The sequence below is a fragment of the Pectobacterium jejuense genome (assembly GCF_026800125.1).
Taxonomy (GTDB): Bacteria; Pseudomonadota; Gammaproteobacteria; order Enterobacterales; family Enterobacteriaceae; genus Pectobacterium; species Pectobacterium jejuense.
This window is the reverse complement of record NZ_JAPQKX010000001.1, coordinates 321531-346780: the sequence shown is the minus strand read 5'-3', so window position 1 is coordinate 346780 and position 25250 is coordinate 321531. Positions and strand designations below refer to the sequence as shown.

At 51.4% G+C, this 25250-nt stretch carries 21 protein-coding genes; 10 read left to right on the top strand and 11 right to left on the bottom strand.

Features of this window, described 5'->3' with window-relative positions; genetic code table 11:
* Positions 1-12: 12 nt before the first annotated feature.
* Positions 13-630, top strand: coding sequence for a glutathione S-transferase family protein (locus tag NXT09_RS01600; RefSeq protein WP_268578622.1), 618 nt, complete (start codon positions 13-15; stop codon positions 628-630).
* Positions 631-661: 31 nt separating this feature from the next.
* Here NXT09_RS01600 and NXT09_RS01595 read toward each other — a convergent pair whose 3' ends face one another.
* The 3 genes from NXT09_RS01595 to NXT09_RS01585 form a co-directional block, all read right to left on the bottom strand.
* Positions 662-1828 carry a PQQ-dependent sugar dehydrogenase gene (locus NXT09_RS01595; RefSeq protein WP_268578621.1) on the bottom strand — a complete coding sequence of 389 codons (1167 nt, stop codon included), beginning with the start codon at positions 1826-1828 and terminating at the stop codon, positions 662-664.
* A 139-nt stretch (positions 1829-1967) separates the two neighbouring features.
* The gene (locus NXT09_RS01590; RefSeq protein ID WP_268578620.1) at positions 1968-2630 is read right to left on the bottom strand and encodes an ATPase; all 663 of its coding nucleotides are present in this window, start codon (positions 2628-2630) and stop codon (positions 1968-1970) included.
* The gene (locus NXT09_RS01585) at positions 2618-2926 is read right to left on the bottom strand and encodes a hypothetical protein (protein WP_127156872.1); all 309 of its coding nucleotides are present in this window, start codon (positions 2924-2926) and stop codon (positions 2618-2620) included. Before NXT09_RS01585 ends, NXT09_RS01590 begins: the two co-directional genes overlap by 13 nt.
* Positions 2927-3081: 155 nt before the next feature.
* Between NXT09_RS01585 and rimO the strand changes: the two genes are divergently transcribed.
* The gene (rimO, locus tag NXT09_RS01580) at positions 3082-4395 is read left to right on the top strand and encodes a 30S ribosomal protein S12 methylthiotransferase RimO (protein ID WP_039468904.1); all 1314 of its coding nucleotides are present in this window, start codon (positions 3082-3084) and stop codon (positions 4393-4395) included.
* 305 nt (positions 4396-4700) lie between these two features.
* Positions 4701-5474: an outer membrane permeability protein SanA gene (gene sanA, locus NXT09_RS01575; RefSeq protein WP_268578619.1), complete on the top strand. Its 774-nt coding sequence runs from the start codon at positions 4701-4703 to the stop codon at positions 5472-5474.
* A gap of 9 nt (positions 5475-5483) precedes the next feature.
* On the opposite strand, the gene yeiB is transcribed toward sanA, so the two are convergent.
* The 3 genes from yeiB to NXT09_RS01560 all read right to left on the bottom strand — a co-directional run bounded on the left by yeiB (position 5484) and on the right by NXT09_RS01560 (position 9486).
* Positions 5484-6659 carry a DUF418 domain-containing protein YeiB gene (gene yeiB, locus NXT09_RS01570; protein ID WP_268578618.1) on the bottom strand — a complete coding sequence of 392 codons (1176 nt, stop codon included), beginning with the start codon at positions 6657-6659 and terminating at the stop codon, positions 5484-5486.
* 136 nt (positions 6660-6795) lie between these two features.
* Positions 6796-7458, bottom strand: coding sequence for a GTP cyclohydrolase I FolE (gene folE / locus NXT09_RS01565; RefSeq protein ID WP_005967317.1), 663 nt, complete (start codon positions 7456-7458; stop codon positions 6796-6798).
* A gap of 345 nt (positions 7459-7803) precedes the next feature.
* Complete coding sequence (locus NXT09_RS01560; protein WP_240585108.1) at positions 7804-9486, bottom strand: methyl-accepting chemotaxis protein; 1683 nt, start codon at positions 9484-9486, stop codon at positions 7804-7806.
* Positions 9487-10190: 704 nt separating this feature from the next.
* Here NXT09_RS01560 and ptrR point away from each other — a divergent pair.
* The 5 genes from ptrR (at position 10191) to NXT09_RS01535 (ending at position 14504) form a co-directional block, all read left to right on the top strand.
* Positions 10191-11081, top strand: a complete 891-nt coding sequence (gene ptrR / locus NXT09_RS01555; protein WP_268578617.1) for a putrescine utilization regulator PtrR — start codon at positions 10191-10193, stop codon at positions 11079-11081.
* 112 nt (positions 11082-11193) lie between these two features.
* Positions 11194-12315, top strand: coding sequence for an S-(hydroxymethyl)glutathione dehydrogenase/class III alcohol dehydrogenase (locus tag NXT09_RS01550; protein ID WP_010294737.1), 1122 nt, complete (start codon positions 11194-11196; stop codon positions 12313-12315).
* 42 nt (positions 12316-12357) lie between these two features.
* Positions 12358-13203, top strand: coding sequence for an S-formylglutathione hydrolase (gene fghA / locus NXT09_RS01545; protein WP_306417420.1), 846 nt, complete (start codon positions 12358-12360; stop codon positions 13201-13203).
* Between the two features lie 182 nt (positions 13204-13385).
* Positions 13386-14030: a glutathione S-transferase gene (locus NXT09_RS01540; RefSeq protein ID WP_268578616.1), complete on the top strand. Its 645-nt coding sequence runs from the start codon at positions 13386-13388 to the stop codon at positions 14028-14030.
* A 261-nt stretch (positions 14031-14291) separates the two neighbouring features.
* Entirely contained in the window at positions 14292-14504 is a 213-nt protein-coding gene (locus tag NXT09_RS01535) for a KTSC domain-containing protein (RefSeq protein ID WP_039275478.1), read from the top strand.
* An 88-nt stretch (positions 14505-14592) separates the two neighbouring features.
* On the opposite strand, the gene NXT09_RS01530 is transcribed toward NXT09_RS01535, so the two are convergent.
* Positions 14593-15681 (bottom strand): oxidoreductase, encoded by a 1089-nt coding sequence (locus NXT09_RS01530; RefSeq protein WP_268578615.1) that lies wholly within the window; start codon positions 15679-15681, stop codon positions 14593-14595.
* 265 nt (positions 15682-15946) lie between these two features.
* Here NXT09_RS01530 and NXT09_RS01525 point away from each other — a divergent pair, with 265 nt between their 5' ends.
* Positions 15947-17458 carry a sugar ABC transporter ATP-binding protein gene (locus NXT09_RS01525; RefSeq protein ID WP_268578614.1) on the top strand — a complete coding sequence of 504 codons (1512 nt, stop codon included), beginning with the start codon at positions 15947-15949 and terminating at the stop codon, positions 17456-17458.
* A gap of 71 nt (positions 17459-17529) precedes the next feature.
* Positions 17530-18450: an ABC transporter permease gene (locus NXT09_RS01520; protein ID WP_207193806.1), complete on the top strand. Its 921-nt coding sequence runs from the start codon at positions 17530-17532 to the stop codon at positions 18448-18450.
* Between the two features lie 423 nt (positions 18451-18873).
* Here the strand turns inward: NXT09_RS01520 and NXT09_RS01515 are convergent, their stop codons facing one another.
* The 4 genes from NXT09_RS01515 to yieE all read right to left on the bottom strand — a co-directional run bounded on the left by NXT09_RS01515 (position 18874) and on the right by yieE (position 25241).
* Positions 18874-19863: a 2-hydroxyacid dehydrogenase gene (locus NXT09_RS01515; protein ID WP_240585103.1), complete on the bottom strand. Its 990-nt coding sequence runs from the start codon at positions 19861-19863 to the stop codon at positions 18874-18876.
* Positions 19864-20286: 423 nt separating this feature from the next.
* A complete protein-coding gene (locus NXT09_RS01510) occupies positions 20287-22416 on the bottom strand; it encodes a TonB-dependent receptor (RefSeq protein ID WP_268578613.1) in 2130 nt (709 codons plus the stop codon).
* A 341-nt stretch (positions 22417-22757) separates the two neighbouring features.
* Positions 22758-24233 (bottom strand): amino acid permease, encoded by a 1476-nt coding sequence (locus NXT09_RS01505; RefSeq protein ID WP_268578612.1) that lies wholly within the window; start codon positions 24231-24233, stop codon positions 22758-22760.
* A gap of 135 nt (positions 24234-24368) precedes the next feature.
* Positions 24369-25241 carry a DNA-binding transcriptional regulator YeiE gene (yieE, locus tag NXT09_RS01500; RefSeq protein WP_268578611.1) on the bottom strand — a complete coding sequence of 291 codons (873 nt, stop codon included), beginning with the start codon at positions 25239-25241 and terminating at the stop codon, positions 24369-24371.
* Positions 25242-25250: the final 9 nt, after the last annotated feature.

The following is a 25250-nucleotide window of genomic DNA, read 5'->3' as shown; positions in this document are numbered from 1 at the left end:
AAGGGGGCAATTATGATAACGATTTGGGGTCGTGATAACTCGACCAACGTAAAGAAAGTCCTGTGGTGTGCGGAAGAACTTGCGCTGCCTTATCAGCATATTGTGGCAGGCGGACAATTCGGTCTTAACCATGAAGCCGACTATCTGGCGATGAATCCTAATGGCCTCATCCCCTGTTTACGTGACGACGATCTGGTGCTGTGGGAATCCAATACCATCGTACGTTATCTGGCGGCACAGTACGGTCAGGATTCGCTGTATATTGCCGATGCGGGAAAACGCGCCAGTGCCGAGAAGTGGATGGACTGGGCCACCTCCTTCGCCGTCTCTTTCGGGCCAGTGTTCATTAATATGGTGCGCGTCGCGCCAGAAAAACGCGATATGGCGTTAGTACAGAAAGGTATCGCCGAATGCGAACGTTTGTTCGATATTGTGGATACCGTTCTGGCTAATCAGCCGTGGCTATCCGGCGATCAATTCGGCGTTGGCGATATTCCGCTAGGCTGTATTGCTTACGGCTGGCTGAATATGCCGATTGAACAACAGTCGCATCCGCATTTGGAACGCTGGTATCAGCAGCTCACCGAGCGCCCGGCGTATCAGAAGCACGTCATGATTCCTCTGTCTTAAGTGAAACAGGCACCATAAGGTGCCTGATTTCTTACTCCAGCCCGACTTTCAGCAACTTGCCATTGTCGTGATCGGTCAGCAGATAGAGGTAGCCGTCTGGCCCCAGTCTTACGTCGCGGATGCGTTCGCCGCGATCGCCCAGCAGGCGCTCTTGGGAAGCCACCTTATCGCCATCAAGCGTCAACCGAATCAGGTTCTTCTCTGCCAGCGCGCCGATAAAGACTGAGTTTTTCCACTGCGGGAAACGGTCGCTGTTATAGAAAGCCATTCCGCTGATGCCCGGTGATTTCTCCCAATAAAAATCGGGATTCACCATACCGGCGATCTCTTTTCCTTTCGCTTCTGGAATCTTCAGCCCGGAATAGTTAATGCCATGCGTTGCAATCGGCCAGCCGTAATTTTCGCCCGCTTTGGGAATATTGATTTCATCGCCGCCTTTCGGGCCATGCTCATTTTCCCACAGCACGCCAGACCACGGATTAATCGCCAATCCCTGCGGATTACGATGTCCATAAGACCAGATTTCCGGTCGTGCGTTAGGTGTATTCACAAACGGGTTATCGGACGGCACCTTGCCATCTGCTGTCAGGCGAACAATTTTGCCCTGTAATTTATCCAAATCTTGTGCGGTCGGGCGTTCGTTGTTTTCGCCCAGTGCGATAAACAGATGCCCTTGTCGATCAAAGGCCAGCTTGCCGCCGAAATGGTTACCCGTCGATAGCTTCGGTTCCTGACGGAAGAAGACCGTGAAATTCTCTAACCGCTTATTATCCTCGGAGAGTTTACCGTAGCCGACAGCGGTTCCCGCTTTACCATCATTCCCCTCTTCGGCAAAGCTCAGGTAGATGCGTCGATTCTGCGCAAAGTCCGGCGATAGCGCGACTTCCAGCAATCCGCCCTGTGATTTAGCGAAGACCTTCGGTACGCCGGCTATCGGCGCAGACAGCGCACTGCCCGCTTTCCATAAGCGCAAATTCCCGGCGCGTTCCGTAATCAGAATTCCCTGATCTTCAGGCAAAAACGCTAATGACCACGGGTGATCCAGCTTATCCTGCAATTCCGTCACTTTCGGTTCCGCCGCCAAGAGCTGGCTGGAAAATAGCAGCGTTGCACTAAGCAGCAGCCAATGTGGCGCAGCAGAAAATCGTCGTAACAGGGTATGTGAAGCAGAATTGCGAGGCGTCAGGCGATAGGGCATAGCGTTGTCTCCATCCAACAAAAAGTCCTGTAAATTTAGGCGGCAGGCCGTGTTTGTGCAAAAAAACGTGGCAAGGTTTACATTTATTGAAGAAATTCAGAGAAACCAGAAGCTAAAGCGGCGGAAATGATAAGTTGGATTATCTCGGCTGAATCGTCCTGATTTTATTTTCATCCCACGACATCATCACATTTTTGTACAACCACATAGGCTGCACGTTATCAAACGCTTCCTCGACGATATCAAGAAAGCCATCCGGCGTAACCTCACCAAGAAACGTCAGTGTAGTCGTTGAATTATCGAAGAAGTAAGCGCGATGGCAGAGTCGGATCATCTCGGAGAGATACATCAAGCTACGCTGATAACGCCCAAAGACCTTATCCTTCGGCACACTATGCCCGCCTAATGCGACACGCTGAGTTATTCGCTCCTCGTTGAGTTCTGGATCTGACGTACAAACATAGTAAAGGTAGGGTTTATAGCCGTTTTTTCTTGCCGTCTTTACAAAATCGAGGTGACTTTCGTGACTCATCACGGACTCATAGGTAAAAGAAAGCCGATCGCGAATCCAGTCCTCTCTCAAACCTAAGGAAATTCTCTGTGCCAGCCTGGCGGCTGATTCATCAGACAACAGTGCTTTATCGACCGTTTCCCCCAGCAACGCAGGGAGATCAATATGCTTTGCAATATCATCGGGGTTAAGGTACTGCCCCAAAGGAACGGCGTATGTCTCTCTCAATTCTTTAGTCAACGTCGTTTTGCCCGATCCATTTGGGCCTGCAACCAGTCTCAAGCTCGGCAAAGCAGCTCCCTAAGCTTAATTGGTGGTTGGCCGTCCACGGGTTTAATTTCTGAGAGCGTACCATCAGGTGCTTGGCTGACCAGCCAGCCATCTTTGATATAAGCGATTGATACACCGGAATCCAACGCTTCTTTGATCGCCTGCTTTGAGGCACGGGCACCGATCTGCATTAAGGTCCGATTATCATCAATTTTGCTTTTACGCTGATGCTTACGCACGACTTTAATTCGCTGCACCATCATGCCTCCAGAATCATGGTAATGATGAAAAAGTATACCATAACGTTCTGTGCGCATTTACTATTTAGCCCTTCTTTGCGAAGCGCCTTCCACAAAAGCGTCACCACCACGGCGATAAAATGCTGAGTTTTACACCACTGACTATAAGGATAATCAACTATGGTGTAGAATCCTCCGGTTTTTATTTTCAGTTTATTTTGTGAGCGAATAATATGCAACAACCACGTATCGGCTTTGTTTCCCTCGGTTGCCCGAAAAACCTCGTCGACTCCGAGAGGATTCTGACCGAACTGCGTACTGAAGGTTATCAGGTCGTCCCACGTTATGACGACGCTGAACTGGTGATCGTCAATACCTGTGGTTTTATTGACAGCGCCGTACAAGAGTCGCTGGAAGCCATCGGCGAAGCGCTGAATGAGAACGGTAAAGTCATCGTAACGGGCTGTCTGGGTGCCAAAGAAAATCAAATACGCGAAGTGCACCCCAAGGTTCTGGAAATTACCGGTCCGCACAGCTACGAGCAGGTGCTGTCGCACGTGCATCAATACGTCCCGAAACCGACGCATAACCCGTTTACCAGTTTAGTTCCCGAACAGGGAGTGAAGCTCACGCCGCGCCATTACGCCTATCTGAAAATTTCAGAAGGCTGTAACCACCGCTGCACGTTCTGCATCATCCCTTCTATGCGTGGCGATTTGGACAGCCGTCCAATCGGTTCGGTGTTGGATGAAGCAAAACGTCTGGTGGATGCCGGGGTAAAAGAGCTGCTGGTAATTTCTCAGGATACCTCAGCGTACGGCGCGGATGTGAAGCAACGTACCGGCTTTTGGAACGGGCAACCGGTCAAAACCAGCATGGTCAGCCTGTGTGAGCAACTGGCATCGCTCGGCGTGTGGGTGCGCCTGCACTACGTCTACCCGTATCCGCACGTAGACGATGTGATCCCGTTAATGGCAGAAGGCAAAATCCTGCCTTATCTGGACATTCCGCTCCAGCACGCCAGCCCGAAAATTCTCAAGCTGATGAAGCGCCCTGGCGCAGTAGAAAGAACGTTGGAGCGCATTAAGCGCTGGCGCGAAATCTGCCCAGACTTAACGCTGCGTTCTACCTTTATTGTCGGCTTCCCCGGCGAAACAGAAGAAGATTTCCAGATGCTGCTCGACTTCCTGACAGAAGCCAAGCTCGACCGCGTAGGCTGCTTTAAATTCAGTCCGGTCGAAGGCGCATCGGCAAATGAATTGCCAGATCAGGTACCGGAAGAGATCAAAGAAGAGCGTTTCCACCGCTTCATGCAGCTTCAGCAGGCGATTTCTACCCAGCGTTTGCAGGATAAAATTGGCCGTGAAGTGCTGGTGCTGATCGATGAAATCGACGAAGAAGGCGCGATTGGCCGCAGCATGGCCGATGCCCCTGAGATCGACGGCGCGGTTTACCTGAACGGCGAAACCGGCGTGAAAGTCGGTGACATCGTTAAAGTGAAAGTCGAACACGCAGACGAGTACGATCTGTGGGGTAGCCGAGTTTAACGCGCCCATTACGCCTAATACCGCTCGTTTAAGGATCGAGATACACGGGGCGACCACAGGGGTGAGGCCTCCCTGCGGGAACCTCCCCCTGTGTTTCCCCTAACAACGGGCTAAGTAACCAGTATTATCCATCACGCCAGCTTTTCTGCCCGAAAGGCTGGCGTTTTATTTTTACGCCATCACGTCCCGAACGCTGAAAATTCAATCAATAAACCGCCCGTTCCTCGCCTTCGTCTTGCGTCCCTCTGTCAGGTAAAGTAGCCTTGGGGCATGATTAGTCTACTCGCCTTACCTGAGGCATAAGCATGTGGAAACGCCTGACATTCGGTTTGTTAGCCCTCATTGGCGTGCTGCTGCTCTCTGCTTTTGCCCTCGATCGTTGGATCAGCTGGAAAACCGCGCCATTTATTTACGATGAGCTTCAGACCTTGCCGAAACGTCAGGTCGGCGTCGTATTGGGGACAGCGAAATACTACCGTACCGGCGTAATCAATCAGTATTACCTGTTCCGCATGCAAGGGACGATTAACGCTTACAACAGCGGTAAAGTCAGCTATCTGCTATTAAGCGGCGATAACGCGCTGCAAAGTTACAATGAACCGATGACGATGCGTCGCGATTTGATCGCCGCAGGCGTTCCACCTTCGGATATCGTGCTGGACTATGCAGGGTTCCGTACGCTGGATTCCATCATCAGAACGCGCAAAGTGTTTGATACCAACGATTTCACCATCATCACTCAGCGTTTCCACTGTGAGCGCGCGCTATTCATCGCACTGCACCTTGGCATTCAGGCACAGTGTTACGCTGTGCCCTCCCCGAAAAACATGATGACCGTACGGGTTCGTGAATTTGGCGCTCGTTTGGGCGCGCTGTTCGATCTGTATATCCTCAAACGCGAACCACGCTTTTTAGGGCCGCAGGTGCCGATTCCCGCCGAGCATACCATCCCAGAGGATGCCCCAGATTATCCTGCCGTCCTGCCGGAACAGGTGGTTCCAGCGCCAGCGCATCAGGCTAAACCGGAGCAACCAGCAAAAGCCGAATCCGAACCGCACCACGATCACGCTGCACCGTAGCGTCTATCGCTACGCCGTTTTGCCTATCGCATTGGTGAGCGTGCGCCATAACCATTCAAGCGGCCCCTGACGAAAATAGCGCAGCCAGTAGTGAGAAAAGACCAGATTGACGATCCAAATAGCGGGAACCAGTGCCAGCAGTTGCAGGCGGTTGAACGCCATAAACAGGCCAAGCTGATTAAACAACGCGACGCAAATCAGCGTTTGCAGCAAATAGTTGGTTAACGCCATGCGCCCAACATCCGTAATCCAGTAGGTGATGCGCCATTGGCACAGCGTGGCCCAGAAGCCGTAACACAGCGCCAGATAACCTATCGCCTGCAAAGGTGAACTCAGCTCGCGCGGAATCTGCAATAACAGCCCGCTCCAGCGATATTCCCAGTCCACCAGCCACTGCCCCACTACGCCAACGCTGTTAATCGCCACACCCAGCGGAATCAACCACAGTGCAACCTTACGATAGTGCGCCGTGCTGAATTCACCTTTCAACCAACCGCTACGCATCAACCCTGCCCCCAGCAGCATCGATCCCGCCAGCAGCCAGCCGTACTGCACGCCCAGCGACAACAGGCTTTCCGTGAGCAGACCGACGCGATTACTCCACGCTTCCGGCCCACCTAACGCCCGCCAGTAAGATTCATAGGCGATATCCGCCATACCCGGCAGCCAAAATCGCCCCGGTTGCAGGCTCAAAATCTGGCTTAATACAAACAGTACGCCGATCCCCACCAGATACAGAACCGCTCCCGTCCGCATTAGCAATCGGCTGCTTTCCGCATGACGAATCATGCCGTAACACACCAGCCCAATCAGCGCATAGTCGAGCAATATGTCGCCATCCCACAGGAAAATGGCATGAATCAGACCGATGATCATCAACCAGAACAGGCGTGCATGTACCCAGCGTTTCCCCCGCGACAGCAGCAGCTGTAGCCCCGCACCAAAAAGAAGAGAAAACAGCGTCAGAAATTTCGCCTGCGCAAGCAGATCCATCGCCGCCCAGGTTAAGACATCAGACAGCGTGGGTTCCCCTTGCCAGGCGGGATTCAGATAGGCCGCATGCGGTAAACCAAACGCCGTAATATTCAGCAGTAAAATGCCCAAGATGGCGATGCCGCGCGCGAAATCCAGCGCAACGATCCGCGAGGGTGGCGAATGAGGTGACGGTATAGAGTGAGAAGGCATACAAATTACATTTTCAAATCATCGAAGTAGCGATTGTATGCACATACAGAGAAAAAGCGAAGATGCTTGCTGATTTGACGATGACCGATTTGACGATGACAAAGCGTATTTTCTTCATCATCGTCAATAAGAAGGATTAATTGTGGTGACGTACCGCGCGCAAGAATTCCTGACGCGTATTTTGGCTGGATTTAAACAGACCACCGAGCGATGTTGTGGTCGTGGCGCTGGTCGCATCACGAATGCCGCGTGCCTTCACACAGTAGTGCACCGCATCAATCGAGACCGCAACGTTATTGGTTCCCAACAGCGTTTGTAGCGCAACCAGAATCTGCTGCGTTAAGCGCTCCTGCACCTGAGGGCGCTGAGAGAAAAACTGGACGATTCGGTTAAGTTTCGACAAGCCGATGACGCCATCTTTCGGAATATACGCCACCGTCGCTTTCCCATCGATCGTCACGAAATGGTGTTCGCAGGTGCTGGTCAGCGTGATATCCCGCACGGTAACCATTTCATCGACCTTCATTTTGTTTTCAATGATGGTGATTTTGGGGAAATTGGCGTAGTCCAAGCCGGAGAATATTTCATCAACGTACATTTTAGCGATACGAGTCGGTGTTTCAGCCAGGCTGTCATCGCTCAGATCGAGACTCAGCAAATTCATAATTTCCGTCATATGCTCGGCAATACGTTGCTTACGCGTATCCCGATCCAACAACGCCCCGCGCAGCGGCGTTTCCAGACCGCGTGCCAGCAGTGCTTCGTGCACCATAACGGCTTCTTTACTTAGTGATGACATTATTATTCTCCTGCAGGTGTAACTATGCCTATCGCACTATCACGGCCTTGGTCAGACCCTAGCGCCGTCAACACTCTAGTTGAGAGAGTCACGATTATCCAGCGATTGTATGTCATGATTGTTGAAATAGATTCAAGTTATCAAGCGTGGCGGATATGCCCGTACGCAGTAACAAGGCCGAATCATATGCATAAAAAAACGCCTGTTCAGTCTTAACTATTCAGTGATAAACAAAAAAGTCAGTGATAAATAAAAAAGCACCAGGAGGCTATCCCAGTGCTTTTAACGATAAATCACCTGATTTTTGCGGCTGTCAGTGCCCTAACACCGCGTGTTGTCGGGTTATCAGAAGGTTTCCCAGTTATCGTTGGCGTTGCCTTTCTTACCACCAGCGGCTGCTAATAACATCGGCTTCTGCGCTGCTGGCGCTTTCTCTGCCAAACGCTGCTGAGAACGACGCGGAGCATCTGCGGCCGACAGCTGGAATACCGATACTGCTTCAGTTAACTGACGTGCCTGATCTTCCAGCGATGCAGCGGCGGCGGCAGATTCCTGTACCAGTGCGGAGTTCTGCTGTGTGACGCCATCCATCTCGGTAACAGCCTGACCAATCTGGGTAATCCCACGACTCTGTTCATCCGATGCTGATGCAATTTCACCCATCAGATCATTCACTCGGGTAATGGCGGAAATGATGGAATCCATCGCATCGCCGGTTTGGGTGACCTGATTCGAACCCACGTTGATACGTTCAACCGATTCCGTAATCAGACTTTCAATTTCTTTCGCCGCCTGCGCACTGCGCTGCGCCAGATTGCGAACTTCACCCGCAACCACCGCAAAACCACGTCCTTGCTCACCGGCTCTGGCGGCTTCTACGGCTGCGTTCAGCGCCAGAATATTGGTCTGGAAGGCAATACCGTTGATCACGCTGGTGATATCGGCAATTTTCTTCGAACTGGTCGTAATACTTGCCATCGTCGCCATCACATCAGCCGTGACGTCGCCACCTTTCTTCGCCGCAACAGAAGCGTCCTGCGCCAGCTTGGTAGCCTGATGGACGTTATCGGCATTCTGTTTCACCGTCGCGCTCAACTCTTCCATACTGGCAGCGGTCTGCTCCAGTGCCGCGGCCTGCTGCTCTGTACGTGCCGACAGATCGTTGTTACCGCTTTTGATTTCGCTCGAGCCCTGATGAATCGATGCAGAACTGTCACGGATAATGGAAACGGTATTAACCAGACTGCCCTGCATCTCTTTCAGATAAGGAATCAACTGTCCGGCACAGTTGCGGCCAAACTCTTCAAGTGGGTGACCAAGCTGCCCGGCGGCCAGTACCTGGAAATAGCCTTTGATCATATTCAACGGCTTGACCAGATAGTTAACCAGATAGCGATCCGTCAACAGCAGGATAAGCAGCCCAATAACCGCTGCGCTCAGCAGAATACGATTACTCCAGTCAACCAGGCCGTAGACCTCGCTCATTGATCGCTCTGACGACGACATAATCGCGGTCTGGTATTTATCCATATTCGCGCCAAACGCCACGCTCAGTGGCGGGTAAGTTTTCCGGAAAAGCTGGCGAAACTCTTCTTGACGATTCTCACGCGCGGCATTCAGCATCGGCGTCAACCCGTTATCCAGTAGTTGGGTCCACGCAGCGATCATATTGTCTGCCGTTTCTTTATCGACGCCGACATGCCCAACGGCTTTGAACGCAGCCAGTTGATCTGACGTGTTTTTAAACGCGGTTGTTGCTGACGTAAATACTTTTTCTGCTTCCGCAGTTTCACCTGTTTGCTGGAAATCCATAGAACGCAACAAGCGAGTAACCGTACGAAAATACTGGTCATTGCCTTTCACCAGCATCTCTACGTTTTTACGCTGAGTTTCGCCGGACTCCAATAGTTTGGTCATGCTGCTTAATGAGGTGGTAGTAAAGAAAGACGCGCCCCCCCATACAACCAGAAACAGACCCAATATTGTTAAAAGCATTGCCCTGATGGTGATATTTTTTAAAAAATTCACAGAAGACTCCTATAAATTATCTGGCGATTTTCCTCTGCGCTTTCTGCAAGATAGCCGCACATTTTTAATTGGAAATACGCCGGGTGTTACGTCATTTAATGAAGAGCAGAGGCTCTCATTAGTTAGAGTTATTTTCCTTTAATGACAAAAAGAAACACTTCCTTACAATAATGATAAAGTATTCCTACGATACATTAACATTATCGGCACTTTAGGCAGGCACTTTACGCTTTCCCATCAATAAATGCGATAAAAATGAAGAATTGCGATAGTTTCTGGCTATTGCTCCGATACAACAATTTATCTTCACATTTAACTGTCTATTTTAATTATCTATTTATTTTCGCGCTTCCGCTATTGTGTCAGGGTAAAATACGGTTTTATTTTTCTGTGATTATTCTTATTTTTTCATTCTGCCCTATTCATTAGAAAATATGCCCCTATTCGAGATAATAGTTGATTGTGGTGCTATTAATTCCGGCCGCGATCATTTTATCGCTTTCTTCTCTTTTTCATCTCTCCATTATTAATCCTGATGATAATTACGTCCGTCATTTTTATCATTCAGAGCACATCCCATCACGCTGAGTTTACGTTACGTTCACATCCGTGTGGCGTAAGCCAGTTGCGAAATGCTCCACTTGCCGCTACACTTCACAAAAAATGAATAATCAAATGCCAGTTCATTACAAAAAGAGAAAGATATGGATTTGACCCAGCTCCGCATGTTCTGTCTCGTTGCCGAAACGGGCTCCGTCGCGCGCGCCGCAGAGCAGCTTCATCGGGTACCCTCAAATCTGACCACGCGGCTGCGCCAGTTGGAACAAGAGCTGGGCACCGATCTGTTTATCCGTGAGAAGCAGCGCCTGCGCCTGTCCCCTATTGGTCACAATTTTTTATGTTATGCGCAGCGCATTCTGGCGCTGAGTGAGGAAGCAATCAGCATGACGCGCACAGGTGAACCCGCCGGTAACTTCGCGCTCGGTTCGATGGAAAGCACTGCAGCAACCCGTTTGCCTACGTTATTAGCGGCTTACCATCAGCGTTACCCCAATGTTTCGCTGTCCCTGAATACCGGTACATCGGGGGAGATCATCGAACGCGTGCGGGCGGGAACGCTGGCTGCCGCGTTAGTCGATGGACCCGTCGTCTACGATGAGCTGAATGGGTGTTCGTGTTTTGCGGAACGATTAGTGCTGATATCTGACCCTGCGCACGCGCCGATTACCCATGCGCGGGATGCCAGCCACGATACGCTGTTTGCCTTCCGCCCCAGTTGTTCCTATAGAAAGCGCCTTGAGAACTGGTTCAGGCAGGATGGCGTGGTGCCCGGTACTATCATGGAAATCCACTCATACCATGCCATGCTTGCCTGTGTAGCCAGCGGTGCCGGACTCGCCATGCTCCCGTATGCCGTTCTTGAATCGCTGCCCGCGGGCACGCGCGTTCAGGTGCATGAATTACCGCCAGACATCGCCGCCGCGTCCACCTGGCTTGTCTGGAGACGCGACGCCTTCGGCCCGAATGTCGAGGCGCTTAAAAAGCTCATTATTGAACAGGGCAGCATTATTGAACCACTCGCTCAGCAGGAATGAGCCCATTATTTTCCTGAGCACCCCTTTTCAAGAGAGGACGATACAGTGAGTAATGCCACGTCCTGTCATTTAATTTACCACCCATAACGGAATGCCATTAGGAGCCTCCACCATGCAAATGATTAAAACCCGTGCCGCTATCGCCTGGGGTCCCAACCAGCCACTGTCGGTTGAAGAAGTGGATCTGATGCCACCGCAGAAAGGTGAAGTATTGGTGCGCATCGTCGCAACCGGCGTATGCCACACAGATGCCTACACGCTGTCCGGTAAAGATCCTGAAGGTGTGTTCCCGGCGATTCTTGGCCATGAAGGCGGCGGGATTGTCGAAGCCATCGGGGAAGGCGTGACCAGCGTTGCCGTTGGCGATCACGTTATTCCGCTCTACACCCCAGAGTGTGGCGAATGTAAATTCTGTCGCTCCGGCAAAACCAACCTGTGTCAGGCTATTCGCTCCACGCAGGGTAAAGGCCTGATGCCAGACGGCACCACCCGTTTCTCTAAAAACGGCCAGCCGATTTTCCATTACATGGGCACCTCTACCTTCGCAGAGCACACCGTTGTGCCTGAAATTTCGCTGGCGAAAGTGAATAAAGAAGCACCACTGGAAGAAGTTTGCCTGCTGGGCTGTGGCGTGACCACCGGTATGGGTGCCGTGCTGAATACCGCCAAAGTAAAAGCGGGCGATACCGTTGCGATTTTCGGCCTCGGCGGCATTGGTCTGTCGGCGATTATCGGTGCGCAAATGGCCGGTGCCGGACGTATCATCGGTATCGATCTCAACACCAGCAAATTCGATCTGGCGCGTAAACTGGGGGCGACCGATCTGATCAACCCGAAAGATTACGATAAGCCGATTCAGGACGTCATCGTTGAACTGACCGATGGCGGCGTGGATTTCTCCTTCGAATGTATCGGTAACGTTAATGTCATGCGTTCTGCGCTAGAGTGCTGTCATAAAGGCTGGGGTGAATCCATCATCATCGGCGTAGCGGGTGCAGGTGAAGAAATCGCCACTCGTCCGTTCCAACTGGTGACTGGCCGCGTATGGCGCGGTTCTGCTTTCGGTGGCGTGAAAGGCCGTAGCGAGCTGCCAGGCATTGTCGATCGTTACCTGAAAGGTGAATTCCCGCTGAATGACTTCATCACCCATACCATGGGGCTGGACGAAATCAACACAGCATTCGATTTAATGCACGAAGGCAAATCGATTCGCTCTGTGATTCATTTCGGTTAATTGCGCTACTGTCAGGAACAGAATAAAGGAGGCTGTACAGCGATGACCTCATCACTGGAACTGCTGGAAGAACACCGTATGTTTGGCGGCTGGCAACAGCGCTACCGCCATGTGTCAGAAACGCTGAACACCGCGATGACGTTCAGCATTTATCTGCCGCCGACACAGGATGACACACCGCCGCCCGTGCTGTACTGGCTGTCTGGGTTAACCTGCAACGACGAAAACTTTACGACGAAAGCCGGTGCGCAGCGCGTTGCCTCCGAGCTGGGTCTGGTGCTGGTCATGCCGGACACCAGCCCACGCGGCGATGACGTAGCAGACGACGCGGGATACGATCTGGGTCAGGGTGCGGGATTCTACGTGAATGCCACGCAGGCCCCCTGGGCGGCACACTACCGGATGTATGACTACATCAGCAGCGAATTGCCGGCGCTGATCCAGCAACATTTTAACGTGAGTCGCCGTCAGTCCATCAGCGGACATTCGATGGGCGGCCACGGCGCGCTGATGCTGGCGCTACGCAACCCGGATCAATTCCAGTCTGCGTCGGCGTTCGCACCGATCGTTAACCCAAGTCAGGTTCCTTGGGGGCGCAAGGCGCTGACCGCCTACCTCGGTGAGGATGAAACGCAGTGGTTGCAGTATGACAGCTGCCATTTGCTGGCAAATAGCCAGAAGAAGCTGCCAATGCTGGTCGATCAGGGCGATTGCGATCAGTTCCTTCCCGATCAGCTGCAACCGGCGAAACTGGAAGAACTGGCAAGCCAGTATGACTGGCCGCTGACGCTGCGGACCCAGTCCGGCTATGACCACAGCTATTTCTTCATCGCCAGTTTCATCGAAGATCATCTGCGCTTCCACGCTCGCTATTTGTTGGAAGAATAGTTGTTGGAAGAATAGCGCTTCGAATAATGGTGCTATGCTTACCTTGTTGAGCGCCGCGCTCAGGAGTCTCCTGAGCGCGTTTTCTCTCCCTGTAATGACTCAATCGTCATACCCCCTGAAAGACATGAGCGCACCTGCCGCGTGCAACATGACGGATAAAAAAAGAAAAAAAGGAAACCTTGATGATACACGTTCATCACCTCGAGAAATCCCGTTCAACCCGCGCGACCTGGCTACTGGAAGAGCTGGGCGTTGACTATGAAATCATTCGCTACGCCCGTGATCCAAAAACGTTTAGCGCTCCGGCATCACTCAAACAAATCCATCCATTAGGGAAATCACCGGTGATTACCGATGGCGAACTGACGATTGCCGAATCCGGGGCCATTGTGGAATACCTGATTGAGACTTACGGCAACGGCAGGCTCCGTCCACAGAGCGGGCAGGCACTGCTGGACTATCGCTTCTGGCTGCATTTTGCGGAAGGTTCACTCATGCCGCTGCTGGTGATGCGTTTAGTCTTGGCGAAAACAGAATCCGCGCCGATGCCGTTTTTCATCCGCCCCATCGCACGCAAAATTGTGCAAAGCATCGAGCAGGCCTTTATTGTACCGCGACTGACGACGCAACTTCAGTTCATCGAACAGCATTTGAGTAAACAAGAGTGGTTTGCGGGAGAGTCGCTCAGCGGTGCCGATATACAAATGGCCGTCCCACTGGTTTTGGCGAAAACACGTCTGGACTTCAATCTCTACCCACACATCGGGCAATACATCGAGCGGATAGAAAGCCAGCCAGCGTTTCAGCGGGCTCTCGCTCAGGATTAACGGTGCGATTGGAATATCACCTCATCGACAACGACAAACAAAGTTGGTCGCTGGACGACAGAGCAAAAATTCTGTGAGCGTTTACTGATTATTCATGAGCTGATAACGATATGCTGCTGTTTACCCGCGATATATTTCGAGCTATAACACTGTTCTTCAGGCTATAACACTATTTTTCAGGTTATAACACACTGTAGTTAGAAAGCTCGAAAGGTGGTATACCGTCAGGATGCGGCATTGATACGTTGGGAGTGATTAATTTTGCAGAGAAAACGAGTTTCATCAACAGAGTTGTTTTCAGTCGGATACGATGCAGAAAAAAGCCAGTTGGAAGTCGAACTGCTGAACGGGAGCATCTATCTCTACAGCGGCGTAGCACGCATGATTTATGAAGAGCTGATGGCAAGCAAAACGAAGTACCGTTACTACGCCAGCTTTATCAAAAATTCATTCCCCTATGAGAAAACGCAGTAGTTTTTAAAGGCAACAGAGCAGTAATTTTTAGAGATAAACAATCGTCTTTAGGGCAGAGAATGTTCTCCGCCCTTCGCTTTCTACCCGCTTATTTTCCAGCAGACTCAACGGTGTTAAACGCCGCTAGCAGGACCTCTTCATTAAGCGTCAACGGCAGATAATGAATGGATTCTCCTGCCTGCAACGTGCGGGCAATAACGGCCTGAAGCGCGGCGCGATCGTGAATATCCACGTCCAGAGCCGCCAGAGAGGTCGGCAAACCAAACGCCTTAAACGCTTCCTTCAACTGGAGCAGCGTGTCGCTATCGCCCAGTAAAGCGCTTTGCACCAGAATGCCATAAGCCACCTTGGTACCGTGCAGGAAGCGTTCAGTTTGTGGCAACACCGTTAAACCGTTATGCACCGCATGCGCCGCCGCCACGCGGGTATAGCGCTCACCCAATCCGCCAACCATGCCGCCACCGGCAATGATCGCATCGACGACATCCAGAAAATCCTGCGTCAGTTCACCACGCTCAACGGCTTCCAGCGCCGCTGCACTTTGTTGCAGTAATACATTGCGGATATCCAGCGCAGCCTGTAAGCCCAACCGAACAGAAAGCGGTAGCGTTTCCGGCTGAGGACTGAGAACGACGGCTTCATACCATTTCGCCAGCGTATCACCGACGCCAGCCAGCAGATATTCCACCGGTGCCGCCAGCATAATCCGCGGTTCCACCAGCACCAGATGGTTAGCATCAGTGAAAATCTCGAAGCGCAGCGCCTGTCCGGCATCGTTATACCACACGGACAGCGGCGTCCAGGCCGCACAGGTCGCAGCAATAGTCGGAATAGCCACCAGCGGCACGCCGATATGACGCGCAGCGACCTTCGCGGTATCCAGCACCGCCCCGCCGCCGACGCCAATGACGACCTGACATGCATCGCCCGCCTGCGCCACCAGTTTTGCGACTTCCCCTTCGCTACAATGCGCACCAAACTGAACGCGGCGGGCTGAAGGCGCATCGAACTCGGCCGGTAAATACGGTCGAGCAGCGGCAATCGCCCGTTCGCCGTAGATCCACAGCGCGTTTTTCAGCACGTCCGGTGGATAAAACTCCAGCAGCTTATCGATAGCGCCAGAGAAAGAGAAATAGTTAGCAGGGCCAACCTGTACGCGGACTGTCGTTGTGTGCATGTTTGAATCTTCCTCGCCGCGCCCTCTCTTGAACACGGTTCTATATTATGTTTGTCTGATAGATGAATCTGCTGCGCTACCCTATTGATAAACCCATCTTATTCACTTGCCTGCGCCAGCTTAAGAACTTTTTTATTTAATTTATGCCTTTTCGTTCATAGCCAATAACTCTCAAACACTTGAAGCTGTATTAAATTCTCTGGGATATGTGCTACCTTTCTTTTCCGTTATTTCATGACCTTGACCGCCAAGAGCGTTACCGACCATGATTCCTACCTCCCAAAGCCGACTGGAAATGCACAACATTTCCATCTCCTTTTCTGGCTTCCACGCCCTCAAGCAGGTTAATTTCACACTGGAAGGTGGTTCGATTCATGCCCTGACTGGCGCAAACGGCGCGGGTAAATCCACGCTCATGACGATCTTATCAGGCGCTTACGATCACTATCAGGGCGATATTCTGATTAATGGTAAGCAGGTCGATGTCCATTCACCGCGTGATGCCAAGCGGTACGGCATTCATCTGGTGCAGCAGGAAGTCGATGTCGCGCTGGTTCCCACGCTGTCCGTGGCGGAAAACATTATGCTGGATACGCTGGCGCAGGACGGACACCTGCTGAGTTGGCCGCAGATCTATCGTCAGGCGCAGGCGCTGCTTGACCAGCTTGGCGTTCACCTCAATGTTCGTCAACGGCTGGATACCTGTTCGCTCGCTGAGAAACAGCAAATTCTGCTCGCCCGCGCGTTATCTCACGAATGTCGCTTTCTTATTCTGGATGAACCTACCGCCCCGCTGGATCAGGCCGAAAGCGCGCGCCTCTTCGAGGTGGTACGTCGTTTACAGGCCGATGGCATCGGGATCGTATTTATTTCCCACCGTATTCATGAGCTGAGCGAAATCTGCGATACGTTGACCGTTCTGCGTGACGGCGAGTTTGTCAGCAGCGGTGCGATGCAGGGACTCAGCGGCGAAGAGATCGTAGAGAGAATGCTGGGGCACCGGCTTGACGATATCTTCCCACCGCGCCGAACGACGCCTGCCGCAGAGACGCTGCTTCAGGTTACGGGTTTGCACGACGAAACGCTGTTGCACAATATTTCTCTCACGCTGCGCAAAGGGGAAATTCTGGGTATTGCCGGACTGGCTGGCGCGGGGAAAACCGAGCTGTGTAAAGCGCTGTTCGGCGCGGAACCCTGCCAGATCGCGCAGGGGGAATATCGAGGTAAACCCTGGCGGCCGCATTCGCCGCACCAGTCCGTCGAACAGGGTCTGGCGCTGGTTCCTGAAGAGCGGCGCAAAGAAGGCATTTTTATCGATGAATCCGTCACCATGAATCTCAGCATCACTGCCACCGATAGCTTTTCCCACTGGGCACTGTTCAGCCGTCGCAAGGCGTTGAACTGGGCAAAACAGATCGTTGAGCGACTGGCGGTTCGTACTACGGGTCCGGCGCAAAAGCTGGCGCGTCTGTCGGGCGGGAATCAGCAGAAAGTGGCTATCGGCAAGTGGCTACGCGGTGAAGCACAGGTTCTGATTTTTGACGAACCTACCAAAGGCGTGGATATCAAGGCCAAACAGGACTTGTTCACCCTGATTGACGGCCTCGCCCGTCAGGGCAAAGGCATTATTTATGCGTCGGGCGAGTTCTCTGAACTTGTCGGGCTCTGCGATCGCATCTGCGTGCTATGGGATGGCCGGATTGTCGCAGAGTTAAATGCCGCTGAGATTGACGAAGAAACCCTACTTTTATATTCAACTGGAGGAACTCCCGCGTGAGTCACCCACTTTCATCTAACGGGGCGCTCCCCTTCCGTCACCATGTTTTCGAGTTTCTCTATAAGTGGGGCATGCTGATCACGGTTGTTGCGCTGATTGCCCTATTCGGGCTTGCGTCGGAGAACTTTCTCGATCCGTATAACATCATCAATATTCTGCGTTCTATCGCCATCGTGACGGTGATTGCCATTGGCGTCTCCATTTCGCTGTCCGTAGGCGGATTCGACCTTTCCGTAGGATCGACCGCCTCGCTGGCTAATGCGCTGGTCATCTCGCTTTTCGTCTGGCATGGATTCGGCACCACCGGAGCGATTGTCCTGACGCTGCTGCTGTGTACGCTGGTCGGGCTATTCAACGCCTTCCTCATCGTCGTGTTGAAGATTCCCGATATGCTGGCGACGCTCGCCAGCCTGTTCGTCATTCAGGGCGTGGCGATGACCTACAGCTATGGCGGCTCCATCACGCAGAACATGGTGCTGCCTAGCGGCGAAATGGCGGAAGGCGTGATTCCTGAGTTCTTTGCCACGCTGGGCCAGGTGCCGGTCATTGTTGTCATCATGCTGGCGGTAACGGTACTGGTGCAGCTGTACCTATCCCTCACCAAGCACGGTCGCCGGATGTATGCCATCGGCGGAAACCCAGAAGCCGCGCGACTGGCGGGCATTCGTACGGCGCGTTATCGGGTACAGGCGTATGTGTTTTCTTCACTACTCGCAGCGCTGGGCGGCATCTTACTGGCATCGCGCATCGGCTCTTCGCAGGTCAATGCTGGGGGAGGCTATTTGATGGATGCCGTTGCCGCGGCCTACATCGGCTTCTCGCTGGCGGGATCCGGCAAGCCGAACGCGCTGGGTACGCTGCTCGGTGCCGTGATTCTTGGCGTCTTGCAGAATGGACTGGTGATGCTCTCCGTGCCTTATTACGCGATGGATATCATCAAAGGGCTGGTTCTGGCACTCGCGCTAGCCATGACGTATATCCAAAAGCGCTAATTTCTCTCATTTTCAGTAACGTCTCGCTTCCGCCCCCTTCATCCGAATTCGGGGCGGATTCACAATACCGCTCACCAATGCCTTCCCTGATTAAGCGGCGTTTGCCGCCGACACATGTCGCTGCACTCGCTCTATTATTTACTTCCGTTATTATTAAGAAATAAATATTCGCTCATACAATCAAGAGTGGCTCAGAATAATCACAAATAATAACGTTTTCACTTTAGATCTGACGTGCGCCGATTTCATTCCCTGCGGATATAGCGAGAACGACAGAGATAATCGACAGGGAAAGATTCAATCCGATGAAACGTTCAATTTTGATAATCAATTAAAATTGATGAATATCATCATTCCTCTGCCGGGCAATATTCCGTCATACCCGGCTAAATCAAACTATATCCAGATAAATCAAACTACACGTTATTTGTATCCGTTCTGCTGAGCATACTCATCAATATTTTCAATCGTCTTTTCCATCAGTAATTGCAGCGATGAGGCAGACGTCCAGGAGATATGTGGAGTAATCAGAAGATTAGGCAGGGTTTTCGCCGCGACCATCAATGGATTGTCTTTTGCTGGCGGTTCCTGCGTCAGGCAGTCTAGCGCAGCACCGGCAATGACGCGCTGCTGCAAGGCTTCTGCCAGAGCGTGTTCATCAATCAGCCCGCCTCTGGCAGTGTTAATAATAAACGCGGTGGGCTTACACAGTGCGAGCGTCTCCGCATTAATCAGATGCTGCGTGCTCTCATTGAGCGGGCAGTTGAGTGAAATCACATTCGCCAACCGCAGAACGTCTTCAAACGGCAGATACCCCGCGCGACACTGTGCGGCTCCTCGGTGCTCGGCAAAAATCACCTTCATCCCCAGCGCCTGTGCCAGACGTGCGACTTCCCGCCCAATCGTACCCGCACCGATGATGCCCAGCGTAGCACCGGCGATGTCCTTGACCGGATGATCAAAATAAGCAAATTGAGATTGGCTGGCCCAGCGGTCACCCAGTTGATCGCGATACCACGCCATCAGGCTGTGCTTCAGCGCAAAAATCATGGCAATCACGTGCTCGGATACGGCTTGCGTCGAGTAGCCTGGTACATTTTTGACTGTGATACCCAGTTCTTTGGCAGCAACAAGATCGATATTGTCGGTGCCCGTTGCCGTTACGGCAATCAGCTTCAACGCAGGTAACGCGGCCAAAGTGTCTCGCGTTAATAGGGCTTTATTCGTGATGATAACGTGGGTGTCTTTTGCTCGGGCGATAACGTGATCGGGCGAGGTATAGTTATATTCAATCCATTCATGGCGGCACTGTGGACGCCTAAAACTCGTCTTTTTCAGGAAAATGGTTTCAGGCAGTGAGCCTTTATCCAAAAAGGTAATTTTTAACATCATCGTGCCCTGGTTGCTATTCATACACTGATTCCGCTTGCAGATATCAAGGGCTCCGCAGTCGGCAATCACGACAGGTATTCTCATACAAAAATAATGAATTAAATTCTCTGTATGACACAAGACAACGAACGTATTAATAACGTTACACTTCCTGCCTCATCGGAAATCCATCACTCCGTAACGTGAAGCGTAGTCAGCATTAAAGCAATTAACAATACTTAATATAATGAATTTCACTCATCGACATTGTTAGCGTCGATATTCAGAAATATCACAAAAATATAACAGCAAGCCATAATCAAAATAGAAAGGATAAATGTGCAGTGAGGAATGGGCTGAATTTGCGTAAACGGCGTGAATCTGAAAGGTAGATGAAAGAATCTGTGAGCGTAGCAGGTTAGCTCCCCAAAACGGATGGAAACCCGCTTTGGGGAAGAAGGGTTATCAGAAATTAATGTTTACTGACATCCAGTAGTTACGACCCGGCAGTACGGAACCCGTAGTCACCTGGCTTGACGTAAAGTAATCACCAGCCGTCGTGGTACCCGTACCAACTGGGAAAACATAGGTTTTAGTGAAGTCTTTATCTAACAGGTTATTGACTGACCCGTTCAATGTTACATCTTTAGAGATCTTATACGACCCGCCCAGATTTACGACGGTAAATGATTTGAAATCCGAGCCAAGATTGTCATAGACGACTCTGTTTGCTTGATTGTTCGCTGCGGCAAGCGTGGAATAATTTTCCGTAAAGCGTGCCGTCTTACCCCTATATTCAGCTTTAAGCCAGGTACTTAACTGCTCGTTCACATTCCAGTTTAAACGGGCATTTGCCATGTGCTTAGGCGTATTGGTCAAGCGAGCACCGGGATTTTCTCCGCCTTTCTGTTCGCTGTCGGTAAAGGTGTAATTCACATTCAGCGTCCAGTTATCCGACCAGAGCGGGATCGTCGACCCCAGTTCCAGACCTTGCGTGTTAGCTTTACCGATATTACGATAGCTAGACGTTACTGTATCAATGTCGTAACTATCGATCTTATTGCGGAAGCGGTTATGGAAAAGCGTAGCGTTAGTAGAGAAACCGCTAAAATGCTCATAGTACGCACCCAGTTCCGTATTCACGCTTTCTTCTGGCTTCAGATTAGGATTACCGACCGTATTGATCGTTCCTTGACCCGTTACGCCACTGATCCCATTATGTAACCGAGCCAATGATGGCGTCTTGTAGCCAGTGCTCACCCCACCTTTAATCGTTAATTCATCCAGCGCATTCCACACCAAATAAGCACGCGGGCTTACATGGCCACCAAATGCTTCATGATGTTCATAACGAGCACCTGTCGTTAGTGCGAGCGAATCAACAATACGCCATTCATCTTCAGCAAAAAGTGACCACGAATTCTGTTCGAATTTTTCACCAGTATTCGCCAGAACAATCCCGTCTTTCATGACGGCATTCCAATATTGCCCACCTAACGTCAGTAAATGACTGTCTCCCAGCGGACTCACCAGTTTCGTATCAAGGATGTAGTTAGTGTTTTTAAGCTCGCGCTTTTGCCCTGCCGTTGCTGAGCCCGCAGGTACCGTAGAGCGAGGGATCAAACGTCCTTTATTTTCAGTCTGGTTGAAGGACAAGCTTGAATTCCATGTACCAAAATCGAGTTGATTATCGCTACCCAGCGTAATCTTGCGACGCTCATAACGCAGTGTATCTTCATAACCGCCGCCCCGAGTTGCGGCACCCGCTCCCAGCGCGCCAAGCTGTTCTTGCTTGTTATCATATTTCTGGTTGGAGACTTCACCATCGAGCCATAGGGTATTACGGCTATCCAGCAGCCAGGATAGCTTGCCACCGAGGAGATAATTATCTGACTTAACTGGATTCGGGCCGCGTGTACTAAGTTCCTGTCCAGTCGAGGATGAACTTACCTCTGACGCATCACGGCGTAAAATATTACCGCGCAGGGCGAGTCCCAGTTTGTCTTCGATCAGCGCACCGCTGGAATAAATCGAGAACTTGGAAGCATCACCATAGTCTCTGTCCTCCTGGAAGGTATGATCCAGCGTGATATTCCCAACCCACTCTTTCGACGCTTTTTTGGTGATGATATTTACCACACCGCCCATCGCATCAGAGCCATATAGCGTTGACATCGGCCCACGGATAACTTCAATACGTTCGATCGCTGCCAACGGTGGAATGAAACCGGTGTTCATCGTACCAAACCCATTCGGGGTGACATCAGATGAACCATTCTGGCGAATACCATCAACCAGAATCAGCGTGTAGTCACTTGGCATACCGCGAATGCTGATGTCCAGACCGCCCGTTTTGCCCGTTGAACTACGCACATCCACGCCTTCCACGTCGCTGAGCGCTTCGCCAAGATCGTTATATTTACGCTTCGTCAGTTCATCCTGACTGACAACGGAAATACTCGCTGCCGCCTCAGTGATTTTTTGTTCATAGCCAGAAGCCGTTACAACTAGCGTATCGTCCTGTGCGGCGATAACGGGTGTCGATACGGTTGTAGCAAGTGCCAATGCGACCGATTTTCTTATATTTATTGCCATGCGTCTGTGTCCTCAGAACGAATATTTTACATTGAGTTTTTTTGTCGGACACATTGTAATGATCGGGAAATAATTGTAAATGAAAATTAAAATCATTTGCATGCGCAATAAAAACAAATGGAAATTAATATAAAATCATTAATAAACAATAAATTAATCGTTATTTTCAATCATTAAATCGCGTTAATGTAAAATACCCCTAAAAAATCAATGTGAATAAATTTGATTTAAATCAACATGCGAGAGTAAAGAAAGACATGAGACGTAACGGCAGAACAGAAGAAAACCAATAAAAAAGGCGACACCCATAAGGGAGTCGCCCGTTAACCACGCTTTACGATTTAGTCTTTGTGATCGGGGTACGTCATCTCTTGATACTTGATGAAGTGCGTTCCACGGCACAGCTTATAGCCGAACCAAATCAGCAGGAACAGCGGAATACCGATGTACGTCGCTGTCACGCCATACCAGTCGATTTTATCTTCCAGAAACGCCTGATAGTTTTGCCCCAGCGTAATGATCAGACAGAGCACAAACGCAAAGATCGGCCCCAGCGGGAAGAAGCTCGACTGATAAGGCAGACGATTCAGATCATGCCCTTGCATGACATAGCCACGACGGAAACGGTAATGGCTGATCGCAATCCCCAGCCAGGCAATAAAGCCTGTCATGCCGGAAGTATTCAACAGCCACAGGTAAACCGTTTGGTTGCCATATAAAGAAGACAGGAAACACAACGCCGCCACCACGGTGGTAGCGTACAGCGCATTACGCGGCACGCCGCCTTTTGACAGTCTGGCGAAAATTCGCGGCGCTTTACCTTCCGATGCCAGCGTAAACAGCATACGCGTAGAAGCGTACATCCCGGAGTTACCCGCCGACAGCACCGCCGTCAGGATAACCGCATTCATGACCGCCGCTGCAGACAGCAGGCCCGCGTTCTCAAACACCAGCGTGAACGGGCTTACCGTAATGTCTTTTACATCATTACGCAGCAGGTTCGGATCGGTATACGGAATGATTAAGCTGATAATCAGAATCGCGAAGATGTAGAACAACAGAATGCGCCAGAAAACCTGACGGATGGCACGCGGAATGTTTTTGCTTGGTTCCTGAGATTCGCCAGCCGCCACGCCGATCAGTTCCGTTCCCTGAAAAGAGAAGCCGACGATCATCGCCACACCGATCATGGCAGAGAAGCCGCCAGCAAACGGCGCATCACCAATTTCCCAGTTGTGGAATCCGGCATTTTCCGCGCCGCTCATGATGCCCGTAATCATCATCACGCCAACGGCAATGAAAACGACGACCGTGACCACTTTAATCAGCGAGAACCAGTATTCCGCTTCGCCAAATCCTTTTACGGAAATGTAGTTAAGCAGGAACATCAGCGCGAGGAACAGCGCGCTCCAGATCCAGCCGGAGACATCGGGGAACCAATATCCCATCACCAGCTGTGCCGCCACCAGATCGACCGCGATGGTCACCGCCCAGTTGTACCAGTAGTTCCAGCCCAGCGCGAAGCCGAACCCTTCTTCTACATAGCGGGAACCGTAGCTGGAGAACGAACCGGAAACCGGCATAAACGCCGCCAGTTCGCCCAGACTGGTCATCAGGAAGTAAACCATCAGCCCAATCAGGGCATAAGACAGAAGTGCGCCACCTGGGCCTGCTTGTGAAACCGTCGCACCAGACGCGACAAATAATCCGGTACCAATCGATCCGCCAATGGCGATCATCGTTAAATGCCGTGCTTTCAGTTCACGGCGCAGGGTCGGTGCGCCCTGTGTAGTTTGTTGAATATCGTGCTGAGCCATTGTTATCCTGCATGCTCGTGCTAAAAATCGAGGCGGGATTGTAGCAAATAGCGTTGTGCTGAATAGTTAAGATCGTCGAGTTATAAGAGAGGTTAATAACTCGCGTCCGATTATTAGCAGCAGAAAATATTTTCGCTATGGCACTTCGCAGCAATAACTCAAGAAACGCTGTAGCACATTTGAAAGATGTTTCTGTCGGTGATGAACCAGATACAGCGTCCGCGTGAGTTTAGGCAGCGGCACCTTTAGCTCCACCAGCGAACCTGACGCCAGCTGCTCGGCAATGACATGCCGCGACAGGCAGCTGATGCCAATTCCGTGGCGAACCGCATGTTTGATCGCCTCTGAATTACCCAATTCCATCACCAGATGAAAATGCGACAGGTGCGTCAGCAGCAGATGATCCAGCACTTCGCGCGTGCCTGAGCCACGTTCACGCAGGATCCAGTGCGCATCTGCCAGCGCGGTTAATGAAACAGAACCCCGGCTGAGCGGATGTTCGGGAGAGCAGAACACCACCAGCTCATCTTCCAGCCAGGGCTGCGTAATCAAATCAGGGTGATGGCAAGGCCCTTCGATCAAGCCCAAGTCGACACTGAATTCAGATACGCGCGTGATCACATCTTTCGTATTGCCAACATGCAGTTCCAGCGGAATATCAGGGTAGTCATGACGATAGCGGGCAATCATCGCAGGCAATAAATAGTTGCCAATGGTGCTGCTGGCATACACCCGCAGAGCCCCATTATCACGTCGGAACAGTTGCTCAATTTCCATCGACTGTTCAAGCAGTGCCAGTGCTTTGGGATACAGCAGGCGGCCATGCTCATTAACCACCAGACGTTTACCCACGCGGTCGAAAAGTTGAACCCCCAACTGCCCTTCTAAATCCGCCAGAGCCGCGCTGACAGCCGATTGAGACAGGGCAAGCACAACGGAGGCCTGTGTCGTTGAACCACTTTTCAGGACTTCGGCAAAGACTTCCAGTTGACGTAACGTGATATGCATAGTGCGCTC

Coding starts and splice junctions, on each gene's coding strand:
- NXT09_RS01600 (WP_268578622.1), top strand. CDS start 13: ATGATAACGATTTGGGGTCGTGATAACTCGACCAACGTAAAGAAAGTC.
- NXT09_RS01530 (WP_268578615.1), bottom strand. CDS start 15,681: ATGCACACAACGACAGTCCGCGTACAGGTTGGCCCTGCTAACTATTTC.
- NXT09_RS01510 (WP_268578613.1), bottom strand. CDS start 22,416: ATGGCAATAAATATAAGAAAATCGGTCGCATTGGCACTTGCTACAACC.
- NXT09_RS01550 (WP_010294737.1), top strand. CDS start 11,194: ATGCAAATGATTAAAACCCGTGCCGCTATCGCCTGGGGTCCCAACCAG.
- NXT09_RS01525 (WP_268578614.1), top strand. CDS start 15,947: ATGATTCCTACCTCCCAAAGCCGACTGGAAATGCACAACATTTCCATC.
- rimO (WP_039468904.1), top strand. CDS start 3,082: ATGCAACAACCACGTATCGGCTTTGTTTCCCTCGGTTGCCCGAAAAAC.
- NXT09_RS01585 (WP_127156872.1), bottom strand. CDS start 2,926: ATGCGCACAGAACGTTATGGTATACTTTTTCATCATTACCATGATTCT.
- NXT09_RS01540 (WP_268578616.1), top strand. CDS start 13,386: ATGATACACGTTCATCACCTCGAGAAATCCCGTTCAACCCGCGCGACC.
- folE (WP_005967317.1), bottom strand. CDS start 7,458: ATGTCATCACTAAGTAAAGAAGCCGTTATGGTGCACGAAGCACTGCTG.
- fghA (WP_306417420.1), top strand. CDS start 12,358: ATGACCTCATCACTGGAACTGCTGGAAGAACACCGTATGTTTGGCGGC.
- ptrR (WP_268578617.1), top strand. CDS start 10,191: ATGGATTTGACCCAGCTCCGCATGTTCTGTCTCGTTGCCGAAACGGGC.
- NXT09_RS01515 (WP_240585103.1), bottom strand. CDS start 19,863: ATGAATAGCAACCAGGGCACGATGATGTTAAAAATTACCTTTTTGGAT.
- NXT09_RS01595 (WP_268578621.1), bottom strand. CDS start 1,828: ATGCCCTATCGCCTGACGCCTCGCAATTCTGCTTCACATACCCTGTTA.
- yieE (WP_268578611.1), bottom strand. CDS start 25,241: ATGCATATCACGTTACGTCAACTGGAAGTCTTTGCCGAAGTCCTGAAA.
- NXT09_RS01520 (WP_207193806.1), top strand. CDS start 17,530: ATGCTGATCACGGTTGTTGCGCTGATTGCCCTATTCGGGCTTGCGTCG.
- yeiB (WP_268578618.1), bottom strand. CDS start 6,659: ATGCCTTCTCACTCTATACCGTCACCTCATTCGCCACCCTCGCGGATC.
- NXT09_RS01505 (WP_268578612.1), bottom strand. CDS start 24,233: ATGGCTCAGCACGATATTCAACAAACTACACAGGGCGCACCGACCCTG.
- sanA (WP_268578619.1), top strand. CDS start 4,701: ATGTGGAAACGCCTGACATTCGGTTTGTTAGCCCTCATTGGCGTGCTG.